Origin of the sequence: Methylobacterium sp. OAE515 (assembly GCF_041806315.1) — a bacterium.
Lineage (GTDB): Bacteria > Pseudomonadota > Alphaproteobacteria > Rhizobiales > Beijerinckiaceae > Methylobacterium > Methylobacterium tardum.
This window is the reverse complement of sequence record NZ_JBGMUV010000001.1, coordinates 3,527,483-3,543,065: the sequence shown is the minus strand read 5'-3', so window position 1 is coordinate 3,543,065 and position 15,583 is coordinate 3,527,483. Positions and strand designations below refer to the sequence as shown.

Below are 15,583 nucleotides of genomic sequence, written 5' to 3'. Positions count from 1 at the left end.
ACCCGGCCGTGCCCGATCGGCGCGCGAGCCCATGGCCGGACGTGGCCGATGAGCGACGGTCCCGAGCAACCGCAGGCCGGGCGCCTGCCCGCGGCTCTGCGCGGACGGCTCGCCCTGCCGGTGATCTGCGCGCCGATGTTCATCGTGTCCGGCCCGGAGTTGGTGATCGCCCAGTGCCTGTCCGGCGTGGTCGGTTCCTTCCCCGCCCTCAACGCCCGGCCTGCCGAGTTGCTGGACGAATGGCTCACGCGGATCACGGAAACGCTCGCACAGGCCCGCGCGGCGGATCCGTCGAGGAAGGTCGCGCCCTTTGCGGTCAACCAGATCGTCCATGCCTCCAACGACCGGCTGGCGCAGGACGTCGAGGCCTGTGTCCGGCACCAAGTGCCGATCATCATCACCTCGCTGCGCGCCCCGGACGCGGTGATCCGGCCGGTCCACGCCTACGGCGGCGTGGTCTTCCACGACGTCACCAACGTCCGCCACGCCGAGAAGGCGCTGGAGGCCGGCGTCGACGGGCTGATCCTGGTCTGTGCCGGCGCGGGCGGCCACGCCGGGACGCTGAGCCCCTTCGCCCTCGTCGGCGAGATCCGGCGGTTCTACGACGGGCCTCTGATCCTGTCGGGGGCGATCACCTCGGGCGCGGCGATCCTGGCGGCCCAGGCCATGGGAGCCGACCTCGCCTATATGGGCACCCGGTTCATCGCCACCCGTGAGGCGAATGCGGCCCCGGCCTACAAGGACATGATCGCCGGCAGCGCGGCGGCCGACATCCTCTACACCCCCTACTTCACGGGTGTGCCGGGCAACTACCTGACGCCGAGCATCCGCGCCGCCGGGCTCGATCCCGAGGCCCTTCCGGTGCGCGACAAGACCGCGATGAACTTCGGCAGCGCCAGCGTGAAGGCGTGGCGCGACGTCTGGGGCGCCGGCCAGGGGGTCGGCACCATCGCGGACGCACCGGCAACCGCCGATCTCGTCGCCCGGCTCGCGCGCGAATACGCGGCGGCGCGGGCGCGGATGGCCGGGCTGTCCGCGGATTACGCAGGCGGGGCCGCTTCGTGAGCGTCCGCGTCGCCGATCCGGAGCCCGGAATCCGGCTCGTCACCATCGACCGGCCGGAGCGGCGGAACGCCCTCGACCGGACGACCTATGCGGGGCTGACCGCCGCCTTCGAGGCGGCGGGCGCGGACGCGGCCGTGGGCGCCGTGGTGCTCACCGGCGCGGGCGGCTGCTTCACCGCCGGCAACGACCTCAAGGATTTCCAGGACGTGGAGACCGGGGGCGACAGCCCCGGCCTGACCTTTCTCAAGGCCCTGCGCGCCTGTCCGAAGCCGGTCGTGGCGGCCGTCGAGGGCCATGCGGTCGGCATCGGCACGACGCTGCTCCTGCACTGTGACCTTGCCTATGCGGGCGACGGCGCCCGGTTCCGCCTGCCCTTCACGGCGCTCGGCCTCAGCCCGGAGGGCGGGTCGAGCTACCTGCTGCCGCTGGTGGCGGGCGCGAAGCGCGCGGCTGAGCTCCTGATGCTCGGGGAACCCTTCACGGCTGCGGATGCTGCGTCGGCCGGCCTCGTCAGCGCCGCCGTTCCCGCGGGCGCGGCGCTGGAGACCGCCCTGGCCAAGGCGCGGGCGCTCGCCGCCCTGCCCCGGGCCTCGGTCGCCGCCACCAAGCAGGCTCTGCGGCGCGGCTACGACGACGGCGTCGCCCGCGCCATGGCCGAGGAGGCGGAGGTCTTCCACGCGCTCCGTCGCGGCCCGGAGGCGCAGGCCGCCTTCGCGGCGTTCCTACGCCGATGAGGGCCGGGGAGACGACGGTGCTGACCGAGGCCGGCGCGGCCGTCCCGGGTGCGGACGGCGCCAAGGAGGACCGGCACTTCGTCACGGCGCTGGCCCGGGGGCTGGCGGTGCTCGCCTGCTTCGGTCCGGGCCGGACGAGCCTCGCCAACCACGACATCGCGGAGGCCTGCGGGCTGCCGCGCTCCACCGTGTCACGGCTCACCTACACCCTTACCAAGCTCGGCTACCTGCAGCACATGCCGGAACTCGGCCGCTACCGGCTCGGCACCGCGACCATCGCGCTCAGCTCGGCGGCGCTCGGCGGGCTCGACGTGCGCACCATCGCGCGACCGGTCCTGCGGGCGGTGGCGGAGGCGGCGAACGCCTCGGTGGGGCTGGGCGTGCGCGACCGGCTCAGCATGCGCTACGTCGAGTGCCAGCGCGGCCCGGCCGCGATCTCGCTCAACCTCGACACCGGTTCGCGCATCTCGCTCGCCCGCAGCGCCATGGGCCGGGCCTACGTGGCGATCTGCCCGGAGCGGGAGCGCGAGGGGATCTACGAGGATCTGAAGGCGCTCGATCCCGTGGTCTGGCCCGCGCTCCGCGCCGGTCTCGACCGCGCGGTGGAGGAGCACCGGGAGATCGGCTGCTGCACCTCCTTCGGCGAGTGGCAGGAGACGGTCTGCGCCATCGCGGTGGGGTTCCATCCCGGCGGCGGCCTGCCGCCGATGTCGGTCAATTGCGGTGCCCCGACCGTCATCACCGATGCGCGCTTCCTCATGGAGGTGGCGCGTCCGAAACTGATCGACGCCGTGCGCAGCCTCGACGGCGTCATGGGAGCCTGAGGACCTTTCGCGATGGATGCCGTTGCCGACCTGCCGCTCGCGGGGATCCGCGTCCTCGACCTGTCCCGGGTCCTGGCGGGGCCATGGTGCGCGCAGGTCCTGGGCGATCTCGGCGCCGACGTGATCAAGGTCGAGCACCCGGAGCGCGGCGACGACACCCGCGACTGGGGCGTGCCGACGAGCCCCGGCAACACCTCGTATTTCGACAGCGTGAACCGCAACAAGCGCTCGATCGGGGTCGACCTCGCCACGCCCGAGGGGCTGGCGATCGTGAAAGCGCTCGCCCGCGAGAGCGACGTGCTGGTCCAGAACTTCAAGACCGGCGGCGCCGAGAAGCTCGGCCTCGGCTACGCGGGCCTGTCGGCCGAGAATTCGGGGCTGATCTACTGCTCGATCGCCGGCTATGCGTCGGACGGCTCGGAGGCCGGCCGGCCGGGTTACGACCTCGTCGTGCAGGGCGAGTCCGGCGTGATGGCGCTCAACGGCGAGGCCGGCGGGCCGCCCCTGAAGTTCGGGGTCGCGGCGGTCGATCTGTTCACCGGGCAGTTCGCCGCACAGGCCGTGCTGGCGGCCCTGTTCCAGCGGGAGCGGACCGGGCGCGGCAAGGCGATCGACCTTGCCCTGTTCGATTGCGGCGTGGCGCTGACCTCCTATTACGGCCTGGAGGCGCTGGCCCGCGGCATCGACCCGCCCCGATACGGGAACGCCCACCCGTCGATCGTGCCCTACGGGGTGTTCGAAGCCGGCGACGGGCCGGTGGTGATCACGGTCGGCAATAACGGTCAGTACCGCCGCTTCTGCGAGCAGGTGCTGGACCGTCCGGACCTCGTCGCCGATCCACGCTTTTCCACCAATCTCGACCGCTCGAAGAACCGCGCCGCCTTCATCCCGGTCCTGGAAGCCGAGCTCGCCAAGTGGGAGCGCGCACCGCTGATCGCGCGGCTGCGGGCGGCCGGCATCCCGTGCGGCGAGGTGATGGGCCTGCGCGAGGCGCTGACCTGTGCGCGCGCCGAGGAGGCCGGGCTCGTGGTCGCGGCGCCGGGGAACGCCCATGTCATCGCCCCGCCCTACCGGCTCGACGGTCGCCGGCTGCCGGTGCGCCGCATGCCGCCGAGCCTGGGCGACTCGAGCCGGGAGATCCTGACGGAGCGGCTGGATTATCCGGACGCGGCGCGGGACGCGCTCGTGGCGAAGGGTGTGCTCCGTTAGAGCGGGGCGCCGGTGTGCGCGCCTCTCCCGCGGAGAGGCGCGGGCTGAGGCAGCCTTATGCCTGTGTCGGTGCCGCGCGTGCCCGGGCATCGTCCAGCACCCGCGTCAACGACACGTCCCAGTCGACCCGCGGCCGCCAGCCGGTGGCGGCCTGCAGGCGGCCGGCATCGCCGGCAGCGAGCGGGATCTCGGTCGGACGCACCCGCTCGGGAGCGGTCCGGACCTCGAAAGGCACCTGCGCCCGGGCGCGCAGGTCCGCGAGCACGCTGGCGATCGTGCGCGGATGGCCCGAGCTGATGTTGAACACGCTTCCGTCCGCCAGCGACTCCGCCCGGCCGATCAAGTCGGCATAGGCCTGCGCCACGTCGGCCACGTCGAGGAAATCGCGGTGGGAGGAGAGATTGCCGACGGCGAGGCACGGCGGCACCAGCCCGGCCTCGATGCGGGCGATCTGACGCGCGAAGGAGGCCACGACGAAGCGCTCGTCCTGGCCCGGCCCGATATGGTTGAACGGCCGCAAGACGACGAGCTTCACGCCGATCCGGGGCAGCAGGTCGCGCAGCAGCTGCTCGCCGACCCATTTCGACCGGGCGTAGGTGTTGCGCGGCAGGGGCTCGGCCGCCTCCGTGAGGGCGTGCCCGGCCAGGAAGGCGCTGCCGTAGACCTCACCGGAGCTGACGAAGAAGAACGTGCAGCCCGGCACGGCCTCGACGGCGGCGACGAGGTTCATCAGGCCGTTGACGTTCACACGCCACGTCTGTCCGGGCCCGCTGGCGGAATCGGCCACCGAAGCGAGACCGGCGAGGTGCAGGATCGCGGTCGGCCGGAAGCGGGCCACGAAGCCGCTGAGCGCGGCTTCGTCGAGAAGATCGAGCGTCTCATAGGTGACGCCCGCCGGCAGGTTCGGCAGCATCCCCCGGCCGATTCCCGCCACGCGGTCGCCTGTCTCTGCCAGCAGCGGGAGGACATGGCCGCCGACGAAGCCCGCGGCGCCGGTGACCAGGATACGCCTCACGACCGGCCTGCCGATCCGTGCCGCGCGGGCGGAGCCGCCGCGCGGTCGAGGACAGGAGCCGTCACCTAGCCCAGGTTCCGGGAGCCCCAGCGGGCGCCCATGCTGCCCTGCCCGCCCCCCGGCGAACTGCCCGCATCGGCGCCGATCGCCGGGCCCGAGGCGGTCTTCGGCCTGTGCTGGGAGCCGGCCGCAAGCGGTTTCGACGCCATCGTGTCGGGCACCTCGGACAGGTTTTCCTCGTCCCGGTCGGTGTTGAATTGTCCCGCCTTGCGGAACGTCCAGAGATAGCCCGGAACCACGGCCTCGGCGGCCGTCGGGGTGATCCCGATGCCCTCGAACGTCCGTCCCTCGGCCTTGGCGGCTTCCGAGACGATGTTGTCGTTCTGGAGCAGGATGACCTGATCGCGGGTGAGCTTCAGCGTGTCGGGCAGGAGGCCGAAGGTCAGGGTGTCGGCGATCTCCAGCAAGCGGGCCTGGAGCTTGGCGGCCGGGAGCGGCAGGTCGACGACGGGGCGCTTCCGCCGGATCGTCTTGAGCATGTAGCGCACGAAATGCTCCAGCGTGCCCACCTCCGGGCCGCCGAGTTCGTAGACCCTGCCGCCGGCTAAGGTGCCGTCGACCGCGCGGGCGATCGCCTCGGCGACATCGCCCACGAAGGCCGGCTGGAAGCGGGACTGACCACCCGCCAGGGGCAGGACCGGAAGCGCCCGGGCGAGGCTGGCGAAGCGGTTGAAGAAGCCGTCGCCCGGTCCGAAGATCAGAGAGGGCCGGAACACCACCGCGTCCGGGCAGGCGGCGAAGACCCGCGCCTCACCGTCCGCCTTGGTGCGGGCGTAGAGCGAGGGCGAGGCCGGATCGGCGCCGATCGCCGACACGTGGATCATCCGGGCACCCTGCCGGGCGGCGGCGCGGGCGATCGTCTCGGCGCCGTCGACCTGCAGCTTGGCGAAGCTCTGCGACCCGGTTTCCTGCAGGATGCCGACGAGGTTGATCAGCACGTCCGAGCGCTCGGCGGCGCGGGTCACCGAGTCGGGGTAGCGGAGGTTCGCCTGGACGGCCACGATCTGGTTGACCTGCCCCAGCGGCTGCAGGAACAGCGCGAGGTCCGGCCGGCGCACCGCGACGCGGATCCGGTAGCCGCGCTTGGCCAGAGCCCGCACGACGTGCCGGCCGAGAAAGCCCGAGCCGCCGTAGATCGTCACGAGCTGGGATTGCGGGCGCAGCGGCCCCGACGCCGTGAGGGGCGCCGTGTCCCGGGACGTGTTCGCAGTCGTCGTGTCTAGGCCGGTCATCGCCGTGGTCTCGGTCCGCGCGCGCCCGGGGGCGCCCTCTTGCGGCCTACTTAGAGCGGGGGGTGCGGGCGTTGCAATCAGGGGCCATCCGATCTTTCTGTTTTGACACCCGCGCATGATGAGCGCGGGCCGGCTCCGGGAACGGCTGCCGGCTCCGCGCATTCCTCCGGACCCGTTCAACCCGCCGGACCCTGGACACGGGCCGCGCCGGAGAGGCCCGATGATTGTAGGGATGCTGATCTCTGCGGCGATCGCCGCGTTCGGGCTTCTGGTCGCCCTCGGCCGCATCGGCCATCCGATCGACGCCCAGCTCGTCAGCAATTACGGCTGGAGCATCCTGATCATCGGCGTCGCCCTGTTCGTGCTGTTCGCCGTCCGCTTCGTCACCCGGACGCGCCGGGCGCGATCCCCGCGCCATTCTGCCTGACGCGGCCGCTCCGGTGACGCTCAGGCGACCTTGACCCGACGGCGCATCTCCCGTGCGACGGCGGGGCGGCTCACCGTCCGGGGCGCGCCCACCGTGATGCTCTGGCGCTCCCGGGCGATGAAGGCCGTGGGCATCTCCGCCTGGAGATCGGCCTCCATGTCACGCAGGCTCGTATCGGAGTGCGCCGGGTGGAGGTGGATGATGGCCAGGGCCTTCACGCCCGCCGCCCGCGCCAGCTCGACGCCCTTCTGCCACGTGGAATGCCCCCAGCCCCGGCAGGTCGGGTACTCGCCGTCGGTGAACATGCCGTCATAGACCATCAGGTCGGCCCCGCTGACGAACCGAACCAGATCCGGATCCGGCCAGGGGTCGCTGTGCTCGATGTCGCTGATGAGGCACAGGCGCCGGCCCTGATGCTCGAACCGGTAACCGACCGAGCCCTGCGGGTGGTTCAGCGGGATCGTGTCGACCCGCGCCCCGTCCGGGAAGGTCAGCGTCTGCCCTGCCTCGAACCCATGATGGTTGAAGGTGCAGCACAGCTTGTCGAGCGTAACCGGGAAGAGCGGCGGCGCGAACAGGCGGTCGAGCGTCGGGCCGGCCGATTCGCCGCCGAGGTTGCCGCAATAGGTGTTGATCACCCGGTTGCAGTCGAGCACCGCCGGCTTGAAGAAGGGGAGACCGGCCGTGTGGTCGAGATGCAGGTGGCTGAACAGCAGATCGACTTCCTGGGGCAGGTCGGTCCGGTGGCCCTGGCCGAGGTTGTAGATGCCTGAACCCGCGTCGATGATGAACATGCGCTGGCCGCAGCAGACCTCGATGCACGGCGTGCTGCCGCCGAACTCGGCGTATTGCGGGCCGCTGACAGGGGTTGAGCCGCGGACGCCCCAGAAGCGGAGGACGAGGTCCTGGTCGGCCGCCGGGAGGATCGGCTCGGAACTGTTGGACATGGCGATCACGAATCTGCGGACAGACGGTCCCGATCCATTATGATCGAAACCCCGTCGCCGTTCCGGGAAGGGAAATGTGAATACGGCAGACCGACGGGACAGGAGTACCGCGCATCTCCTGCCGTACCATGAATTGGTGTGCCGCGAGCCGCTGTGATGTGCGGCCGCGCACACGGATGGGCCGCTATCGGGGGTCGCTGCATGCCTAAGGGCTCTCGGCCGAGGCCAGGAGTTCGGGGACCGAGCCGGACAGATTCGGGCGGCCGGCGAGAGGGCCGCCGAGTCCAGTCGCCAGCCAGGAGGGCAGTCCGTCACCGTAGCGCGCCGGCAGGCGGGCGGTGAGCGCAGCGAACGGGTCGGCGGCGCGCAGGTAGGATGGGACGAAGCCCGCCATCCAGCGCGGCGACAGGACGGAATCGGGCGCGGCCCAGGCGGCCCAGACGGTTTCGGGCACCGGCCGCGCGGCGCGGTGCCCGGGCACGACCACCACCTCCTGTCCGGCGAAGGCCAGGGCCTCCGGCCGGCTGATGTCGCCGACCGCCCCGCCCCGGGCCGTGTAGGCCGCCCAGAAGGCGTTCTGGCCGCCGTCCGAGTAGGTGGTGCGCACGGCGGGCTCCCCGGCCTCGGCGAGCGCCGCGATCCGCGCTTCCTCGACGGCTCGGCGCGTGGTCACGGCCGCCTCGATCACGGGGTCGCGGGAGGGCGCGAAGGCGTAGCGGCCGGCGACCACCGAGACCTGGAGCTCCTCGCGACTGGCCTCGAACCGGTCGGAGCCGGCCTTGAGCTCGCGCCAGAAGGCGATGTTCGGGTCGGTCCGGTGCCGGGCCATGTTCTCGGCACTCATCCGGAACGGGTAGGACTGGAACTGGAAAGCCGCCTGCCCGCCGTTCAGGGCGTCGCGGGCGATGGCGTAGATCTCGCCGACCGTGCCGTTGGTCATGGCGAAGCAGCCCATCGACGAGCAGATACCGTGCACCATCACGGCCGAACCGGTGCCGCCATGGGCACGGTCATAGGCGTTCGGATAGCCGACGTCGAAGGACAGGTAGTAATGCGAGTTCGGGTTCATCTGGCGCCGGGGCACCGTGTAGAACCCCTCCGGGGTCTGCCGGTCGCCGCTCTTGCGCTTGGGCCCGAGCTGGCCGGACCAGCGGCAGATCGGGAACGCCTTGATGAAGACGTAGCCGGACGGTCCCTTCTTCCAGACCTCGATCTCGGATTCCTTCTTGTAGGCCCGGAACAGGACCGGCGAGGCGGCCGTCACGCCCTTCTGCGCCATGAGGGCGAGGGTCGCGCCCGGGATCGGCGCCTCGGCCTTTCCGGCCTGCGCGGCGGCAGGGCCGGACAGGGCCAGGAAAGTGAGGATCGCGGCGCACGAGAATGAAATCGTTCGAGGCATGGACCGTCCGCGCTGGATCAGCCGGGATGGCGCCGGACAGGCACGGCCTCCCGGCCTGACCAAAGTATTGCGGCGGCCGTGAGGCTGCCGGCCGTGAGCGCGGAGGGCTGGTCTCAGGCCGGGGCGGGCTCCCGTTCGAGCGCCGCCGGCACGGGCGTGACCACCGCGCTGTTCTCCACGACGATCACCGCGTCGAACGGCTCGGCGCCCTCGGGCACACCGGTCTCGGGCAGGCAGACGATGAGGCCGCGCCCGGTCCGCGCCTGCCGCAGCCGGGCGAGGCGGTCGCGCAGGCCCTCGGCCTTGCGCTCGTCGGCGGCGATCGCGACGACGAGGATGTCGGGCTCGCGCGCGAGGCAGCGGGTCAGCTCGATCGCCACCCGCTCGCGGGCATTGATCGCGCCGTCCGCCAAAGCGCCGGTGCTGGGCTGGATCTCGACCTTGCTGTCCAGGCCGAGCCCGTAGACCGAAGCCTCGAGCCCCTCCTCTGCGAGCACCCGGCGCACCAGTTCCCGCACCCGCGGCTCGGCATTGGCCTCGCCGAGGCTGATCCGGCCGAACAGCAGATTCTCCTCCAGGCTGGCGGCGGGATTGACCCGGGACGGATCGTGAAACTCCACGGCGCCCGCGAGGTGGGACGGCAGCATCCGGGCGAAGGAGCGTCGCGCCTGGACCAGCCGCGCCTCGAAGGCCGCGTCGATCAGGCCAAAGCGGTGGCGCGTCTCGCTGTAGCGCAGCGCGAGACCGATCAGGCGGATGCGGTCGCGCTGGCCTGCGGGCCCCCGTCGCAGGGCCGCGGCGTTGGGCAGCCGCACCACGAGATCCTCGAAATAGCCGCGCTCCGAGGCCTGGAACAGCGAGTAGGCGTCGAACAGCGGGTGGTCGTTGGGCAGGTCGGCGAAGATCTCCACCGTGCTCCGGGCCACCGACAGGCCGATCTCGGTAAGCGGGCGCACGAGTCCCTCGGCCTCCAGCACCGCCCGGAGATAGGGATGGCGGGCGAAGCGCAGCGGCGCGAAGGCGCCGCCCACCGGCTCGCCGAACAGGATGTTCTCGCCGATGCTCGCCTGATGGTTGTAGCGGTCGGGGTCGAACGGTTCGACGAGGCGCTCGGCTCCCTTGGCGGCGAGCGCCTGCCGCATGGTCCGGCGGGCGGTGACGATCGCGGCCGCGAGCCGCGGCTGGGTCGCCGGATCGAGGCGGCCGGTCAGGCCGCGGGCGTAGACGAAGCCGTCGAGGCCCGTGAGCCGGCTGATCCCGATCAGCGCGATGTCGTCCGGGGCGCTCGCCGGGTCGGTGCCGTAGAGCAGGTTCTGCCGCAGGGAGCCCGCCATCAGGATCGCCTCCCCGGCCGCGAAGGCGATGCGGCGGGCGCGTTCTGCGGCGTCGAAGGCGCGCAGATCCGCCCCCGCATAGGTGACGGCGCCCGCGGTCGGCTCGACCTGCCCCGCCAGCACCGCCGCCAGGGCGCGGGCGCCGCTGCCGCGGCTCCCGGTGATCGCCACATGTCCCGGCATGGCCACCGCGACATCGACACCGGCCAGGCGCTCGCCCGTCGCCGGATCGAAGGCACCCACGCCCTGAGTCGCGAGGAGTCCGGATCGGGGCAGCGGCAGTGCGTCGCCGGTCCCGCCCGACCGCATCCTGCGGCCCTCGAGGGACGCGACGATGCGGGCGAGGTCGCGGAACCGCGGGCGGACGGCCTTGCGGACGGTCCAGAGACGCGCGCAGATCGCGGCGAGCCAGCCTGCGAGGCCGAAGGCGCCGACCGCGGCCACGAGGGCGGCCGGATCCACCGGCGGAACCTGCGGTCCCGCCTGTCCTGAGCGCCACAGGGCCGTGCCGGCCGCGATCGCCGGCAGGATCACCGCCAGGGCGAGCGCTGGCGCCCGCGCATAGGCCAGCCGCGCCTCGGAGCGCGCCACGTTGCTGCGCATCGCGGTGACACGGGCCGCGATGCGCGTCCGCTCCAGGGCGGCCGCCCCGTGACTGCGCACGGCCGGGAGCCGCCGGACGAGGTCGTTGAGGTTCTCCTCCGCCCGTGCGCTCGTGCGCAGGCGCAATTCCTGTCGGTCCCGGGCCCGCTCCAGCACCAGCCCGTAGGCGAGACCGACCGCCCCCAGGCCCACCACCGCGGCCGGGATGAGCCGGGGCGCGGCGAGGCCCGCGAAGCCCAGCGCCAGAACCAGGGCGGCCAGCGTCATCGCCGGCACCACGATACCGGCGGCGAGCAGCCGGTCGGCCCGCGCCAGAACCTCGCCGACGATCCGGGCGAGGTTGCGCGCCTCGTCCCGGGCGCCGGCCGGTGCGTCGAGGATCGCCTGCAGGACCCCCTCGCGGACCGCATCCGACGCCCGGTTCTGGGCCTTGAAGCACAGGCGCGCCACGCTCCAGCCGAGGACGGCCAGGACCACGGCGCAGACGGCGATGCACAGGAAGGCCGCGAGTTCGAGCTCCGTCGGGCGCATCGGAAAGCCGGGTGCCAGCACGAGTTCGTGGCCCGGCAGCGCCACGGCGAGGCGCAGGAAAGGCAGCGTCGGCGCCTCGTCGCGCGGCAGCACGGCGATCAGGTCGCGCAGGCACAGCAGGGCGAGGGCGCAGAGCGGCGCGCCGATCCCGACCGCGAGGGAAACCGCAGTGACGTGGAGACGCCGCGCAGCGCGCCAGGTCAGGACGAGGGGATCGGATTCCATGCGTCTCCGGACGGGATCAGCCGAGGGGCCGGCCGAGGGCATAGGCCTTCGGGGCCGCTGCGGGAAGGGTTGCGGTCCGAGGCCACCGCGCTGCGACATGTCGGCCCGCGCGAGCCACGTTCTGGTCCCGGTCTGGAAGCGCTCTAGGTTACGGAAAATGCGGTGCAGAGTCGTCCGGGCGCGGCGACCGCGCTTCGGGGCCACCTCGGGTCGCGCCGGCTGTGACGCGCGCGCGTGCCGGTGCGTCGCCTGAGTTTCGGCCGGGGGCAGAGGGTGGGGCGACGCTTGCGGCGAGGGGCAGAGCAGAACGGGCGGCGCCGGACCGACGCGACGCGCGGGGGCGCCTGATGGCGCAGCTGTTCACCCCCGGCGCCGACGCGCTCTACCGCCTCGCCCTGATGACCGGCGTGGCCTGCCTCGTCGGTCTGCCGGTCCTGGCGGCCGGGATCGTGCGCTCGAACTACGTCACGGGCGTCGGGGTCGCGCCGGCCCAGCCGCTGCCGTTCAGCCACAAGCACCATTCCGGCGAACTCGGCATCCAGTGCCGCTACTGCCACACCACGGTCGACCGGGAAGCCACCGCCGGCATCCCGCCGACCCACACCTGCATGACCTGCCACTCGCAGATCTGGACCGGCTCCGAGATGCTCAAGCCGGTGCGCGACAGCTACGCGCAGGACAAGCCGCTGGAGTGGAAGCGGCTGAACAAGCTGCCGCAATACGTCTACTACAACCACTCCGTCCACGTGACGAAGGGGATCGGCTGCTCGACCTGCCACGGCGACGTCACGTCGATGCAGATGACCTACCGGGCCAACGCCTTCGAGATGCAGTTCTGCCTCGACTGCCACCGGGCCCCGGAGAAGTACGTCCGCACGCCGGATCAGGTCTGGAACATGACCTGGACGCCGCCGGCCGACCAGGCGACCCTGGGCCCGAAGCTCGTGGCCCAGTACCATATCCGCGGCGGGGAGCGGCTGACCGAATGCGGGATCTGCCACCGATGACCGGCGCCCCCGACATCGCGGCCCTGCGCGAAAAACTCGCCGGCGGCGACGGACCGCGCTTCTGGCGCAGCCTCGACGCCGTGGCCGACAGCCCCGAGTTCCGCGCCTATCTGGCGGCCGAGTTCCCGTCGGCGTCCCGGCTCGCCGCCGCCCTGGAGCGGCGCGGCTTCCTGAAGCTGATGGCCGCCTCCTTCGCGCTGGGCGGCCTCACCGCCTGCGGCGGGGGCAGCGGCCGCGACTACGAGGTGCCCTACGTCAACCAGCCCGAGCGGATCGTGCCCGGCACGGACCTGTCCTACGCCTCGTCGGCGGTGTTCGACGGCTTCGGCAACGGCATCCTGGTCACCACCCGCAATGGCCGCCCCCTGAAGATCGAGGGCAACCCCGAGCATCCCTGGAGCCGGGGCGGGACCGACGTGCTGGCCCAGGCCTCGGTCCTCGGGCTCTACGATCCGTTCCGCTCCCAGGCGGTGCAGCATCTCGGCCGGCCGAGTTCCTGGGCGGCGTTCCGGGCGGACCTGCAGGCGCGGATGCCGGGCTGGCGCGAGAGCCGGGGCGAGGGTCTCGCCCTGCTCACCGGCCCGGTGACCTCGCCGGGCGTGGCCGCGCAGATCGCGCGGCTGCGGGCCGCCTACCCGGCTCTGCGCTGGTACACCGGCGCCGGCGCCGATCGCAGCGGGATCTACGAGGGCGCCCGCCAAGCCTACGGCCGGCCTTTGGAGACGATCCCGGATTTCGGCCGCGCCCGCACGATCGTGGCGCTGGACGGCGATTTTCTGGACCTCGGGCCCGGCCAGATCGGCCTGTCGCGGCGCTGGAGCGAAGCGCGGCGCGCGGCCTACGCCGAGGGCCGCCTCCTCACCCTCCACGCGGCGGCGCCGACCCCGACGCTCACCAGCGCCAAGGCGGATCGCGGCCTCGTGGTCCCGGCCGGCCGGCTCGAGGACCTCGCCCAAGCCCTGCTCGCCCTGGCCGCGGGCGGCGCGGCCCCCGCAGGCGACGATCCCGTCGCGCGCTGGACGCGGAATGCCGGGACGGCGCTCGACCAAGCCCGGGGCGCCGGCATCGTCACGGCCGGCCTGACCGCGAGTCCGGAGCTGCACGCCCTGGTCCACCGTCTCAACGGCGCCCTCGGCAATACCGGCACGACCCTGGTCCACACGGCGCCCGCGGTTGAGACCGGCGCCGGGACGCTCGCGGAGCTCGCGGAAGCGATGGATCGGGGCGCCGTCAAGGCGCTCGTCGTGCTCGGCGCCAACCCGGTCTACGAGGCGCCGGGCGCCCTCGATTTCGCCGCCCGGATGGGGCGCGTGCCGCTCAAGATCCACGCGGGGCTCTACTACGACGAGACCGGCGCGCATGCCGACTGGCACCTGCCCGCCGCCCACCCGCTGGAATCCTGGGGCGACATCCGGTCCCTCGACGGGACGGTGGGGCTGATCCAGCCGACCGTCGCCCCCCTGTACAACGGCCGGACGCTGCCGGAGATGCTGGCCTTCCTGGCCGGCGGCGAGGGCGGGGAGAGCGGCCAGGACGCCCTGGGCCTCCTCAAGGCGCAGGCGCGGAGCGCCGGCGAGGACGAGGCGGCTTTCGAAGTCCGCTTCACGGAAGCCCTGCGCCTCGGCTTCTGGGTGGGCAGCGCGCGCCCGGCCGAGACCGTCGCGCTGACGCAGGCCGCGGCCCCCGCGGCCGCTCCATCCCCCGCCCCTGCCGACGGGGTCGAGGTCCTGTTCCGTCCCGATCCGACGATCTGGGACGGCACCCACGCCGACCTCGCATGGCTGCAGGAACTCCCGAAGCCCCTGACCAAGGTGGTCTGGGAGAACGTGGTCGCGGTCAGCCCGCGCCTCGCCGAGCGCGAGGGGATCGCCACGGGCGACATCCTGCGGATCGACGCCGACGGCCGCGCCGTCGAGGGGCCGGCCTGGATCCTGCCCGGCCAGGCCGACGACACCGTCACCCTCACCCTGGGCTACGGCCGCGACGTGCCGGACCACCTCGCCCGCGGCCTCGGTTACGATTCCGCGCCCCTGCGCCCGGCGGGTTCGACCTGGCGGCTCGCCGGCGCCCGCCTGACGAAGACCGGCCGGCAGCGCAAGCCGGTGACCACCCAGCACCTCGGCACGATGGAGGGGCAGGACCTCGTGCGCGTGCAGACCCTGGGCGCGGCGCCCGCGGGCGACCCGAAGGGCAAGCCGACGCCGGCCTCGTTCTACCCGCCCCCGGAGAGCCAGGACCGATGGGTCGCGGCGCAATGGGGCATGGCCATCGACCTCGACGCCTGCATCGGCTGCAACGCCTGCGTCACCGCCTGCCAGGCGGAGAACAACATCCCGGTGGTCGGACGCGAGGAGGTCGCGCTCGGCCGCTGGATGGGCTGGCTGCGGATCGACCGCTACTACGCGGGCGACCTCGACGCGCCGACCACGCATTTCCAGCCGGTGCCCTGCATGCATTGCGAGCAGGCGCCCTGCGAGTTGGGCTGCCCCGTCGAGGCGACGCTCCACGACAGCGAGGGCCTGAACCTGCAGGTCTACAATCGCTGCGTCGGCACCCGGACCTGCCAGAGCTACTGCCCCTACAAGGTCCGGCGCTTCAACTACCTCGACTATACCGGCGGCATGACCCCGGTGGAGCAGCAGCAGCGCAATCCCGAGGTCACGGTCCGGTCCCGCGGCGTGATGGAGAAGTGCACCTACTGCATCCAGCGCATCACGGCGGCGCGGATCACATCCGCCAAGGACGCGCACGCGCCGATCCCCGACGGGACCGTCGAGACCGCCTGCCAGGGCGCCTGCCCGACCCGGGCGATCACCTTCGGCAACGTCGCCGACCCGGGGAGCGCGGTCTCGGCCGCCCGCCGGGACACGCGGGAATACGCGCTCCTCGGGCATCTCAACACGCGGCCGCGCACCACCTACCTCGCCGGGCTCGCCCCCGCCGCCGATCCCAACGGACGGGAGGGCTGAGC

The 15,583-nt window shown here is 72.7% G+C and carries 12 protein-coding genes; 7 read left to right on the top strand and 5 right to left on the bottom strand.

What is annotated here, in order from left to right:
- Nucleotides 1-48 precede the first annotated feature (48 nt).
- The 4 genes from ABIE45_RS17330 to ABIE45_RS17315 are packed head-to-tail and all read left to right on the top strand — an operon-like array spanning nucleotide 49 to nucleotide 3,832.
- Nucleotides 49-1,065, top strand: a complete 1,017-nt coding sequence (locus tag ABIE45_RS17330) for a nitronate monooxygenase family protein (protein WP_192710007.1) — start codon at nucleotides 49-51, stop codon at nucleotides 1,063-1,065.
- A complete protein-coding gene (locus ABIE45_RS17325; protein WP_192710006.1) occupies nucleotides 1,062-1,799 on the top strand; it encodes an enoyl-CoA hydratase-related protein in 738 nt (245 codons plus the stop codon). The genes ABIE45_RS17330 and ABIE45_RS17325 overlap by 4 nt, the downstream gene beginning before the upstream one ends.
- 17 nt (nucleotides 1,800-1,816) lie before the next feature.
- Nucleotides 1,817-2,623, top strand: coding sequence for an IclR family transcriptional regulator (locus tag ABIE45_RS17320; protein WP_373622420.1), 807 nt, complete (start codon nucleotides 1,817-1,819; stop codon nucleotides 2,621-2,623).
- Between the two features lie 12 nt (nucleotides 2,624-2,635).
- Complete coding sequence (locus ABIE45_RS17315) at nucleotides 2,636-3,832, top strand: CoA transferase (protein ID WP_192710004.1); 1,197 nt, start codon at nucleotides 2,636-2,638, stop codon at nucleotides 3,830-3,832.
- Nucleotides 3,833-3,887: 55 nt separating this feature from the next.
- Here ABIE45_RS17315 and ABIE45_RS17310 read toward each other — a convergent pair whose 3' ends face one another.
- Nucleotides 3,888-4,847, bottom strand: coding sequence for a GDP-mannose 4,6-dehydratase (locus tag ABIE45_RS17310; protein WP_192710003.1), 960 nt, complete (start codon nucleotides 4,845-4,847; stop codon nucleotides 3,888-3,890).
- A 65-nt stretch (nucleotides 4,848-4,912) separates the two neighbouring features.
- Complete coding sequence (locus ABIE45_RS17305; RefSeq protein WP_373622419.1) at nucleotides 4,913-6,139, bottom strand: complex I NDUFA9 subunit family protein; 1,227 nt, start codon at nucleotides 6,137-6,139, stop codon at nucleotides 4,913-4,915.
- A 220-nt stretch (nucleotides 6,140-6,359) separates the two neighbouring features.
- Here ABIE45_RS17305 and ABIE45_RS17300 point away from each other — a divergent pair, with 220 nt between their 5' ends.
- Nucleotides 6,360-6,566: a hypothetical protein gene (locus tag ABIE45_RS17300; RefSeq protein ID WP_192710002.1), complete on the top strand. Its 207-nt coding sequence runs from the start codon at nucleotides 6,360-6,362 to the stop codon at nucleotides 6,564-6,566.
- A 20-nt stretch (nucleotides 6,567-6,586) separates the two neighbouring features.
- On the opposite strand, the gene ABIE45_RS17295 is transcribed toward ABIE45_RS17300, so the two are convergent.
- From ABIE45_RS17295 to ABIE45_RS17285, 3 genes are all read right to left on the bottom strand, one after another.
- The gene (locus ABIE45_RS17295) at nucleotides 6,587-7,513 is read right to left on the bottom strand and encodes an MBL fold metallo-hydrolase (protein ID WP_192710001.1); all 927 of its coding nucleotides are present in this window, start codon (nucleotides 7,511-7,513) and stop codon (nucleotides 6,587-6,589) included.
- 205 nt (nucleotides 7,514-7,718) lie between these two features.
- Entirely contained in the window at nucleotides 7,719-8,912 is a 1,194-nt protein-coding gene (locus ABIE45_RS17290; protein WP_192710000.1) for a murein L,D-transpeptidase family protein, read from the bottom strand.
- A 113-nt stretch (nucleotides 8,913-9,025) separates the two neighbouring features.
- Complete coding sequence (locus ABIE45_RS17285) at nucleotides 9,026-11,605, bottom strand: ABC transporter ATP-binding protein (RefSeq protein ID WP_192709999.1); 2,580 nt, start codon at nucleotides 11,603-11,605, stop codon at nucleotides 9,026-9,028.
- 347 nt (nucleotides 11,606-11,952) lie between these two features.
- Between ABIE45_RS17285 and ABIE45_RS17280 the strand changes: the two genes are divergently transcribed.
- Both ABIE45_RS17280 and ABIE45_RS17275 read left to right on the top strand, forming a co-directional pair.
- On the top strand, nucleotides 11,953-12,612 hold the full coding sequence (locus ABIE45_RS17280) for a cytochrome c3 family protein (RefSeq protein WP_192709998.1): 660 nt from the start codon (nucleotides 11,953-11,955) through the stop codon (nucleotides 12,610-12,612).
- Nucleotides 12,609-15,581 carry a TAT-variant-translocated molybdopterin oxidoreductase gene (locus ABIE45_RS17275; protein WP_192709997.1) on the top strand — a complete coding sequence of 991 codons (2,973 nt, stop codon included), beginning with the start codon at nucleotides 12,609-12,611 and terminating at the stop codon, nucleotides 15,579-15,581. The genes ABIE45_RS17280 and ABIE45_RS17275 overlap by 4 nt, the downstream gene beginning before the upstream one ends.
- Nucleotides 15,582-15,583: the final 2 nt, after the last annotated feature.

Excerpts from the sequence above, each read along its gene's own strand:
- ABIE45_RS17330 (WP_192710007.1), top strand. The coding sequence starts at position 49 with ATGAGCGACGGTCCCGAGCAACCGCAGGCCGGGCGCCTGCCCGCGGCT.
- ABIE45_RS17315 (WP_192710004.1), top strand. The coding sequence starts at position 2,636 with ATGGATGCCGTTGCCGACCTGCCGCTCGCGGGGATCCGCGTCCTCGAC.
- ABIE45_RS17305 (WP_373622419.1), bottom strand. The coding sequence starts at position 6,139 with ATGACCGGCCTAGACACGACGACTGCGAACACGTCCCGGGACACGGCG.
- ABIE45_RS17300 (WP_192710002.1), top strand. The coding sequence starts at position 6,360 with ATGATTGTAGGGATGCTGATCTCTGCGGCGATCGCCGCGTTCGGGCTT.
- ABIE45_RS17295 (WP_192710001.1), bottom strand. The coding sequence starts at position 7,513 with ATGTCCAACAGTTCCGAGCCGATCCTCCCGGCGGCCGACCAGGACCTC.
- ABIE45_RS17290 (WP_192710000.1), bottom strand. The coding sequence starts at position 8,912 with ATGCCTCGAACGATTTCATTCTCGTGCGCCGCGATCCTCACTTTCCTG.
- ABIE45_RS17285 (WP_192709999.1), bottom strand. The coding sequence starts at position 11,605 with ATGGAATCCGATCCCCTCGTCCTGACCTGGCGCGCTGCGCGGCGTCTC.
- ABIE45_RS17280 (WP_192709998.1), top strand. The coding sequence starts at position 11,953 with ATGGCGCAGCTGTTCACCCCCGGCGCCGACGCGCTCTACCGCCTCGCC.
- ABIE45_RS17275 (WP_192709997.1), top strand. The coding sequence starts at position 12,609 with ATGACCGGCGCCCCCGACATCGCGGCCCTGCGCGAAAAACTCGCCGGC.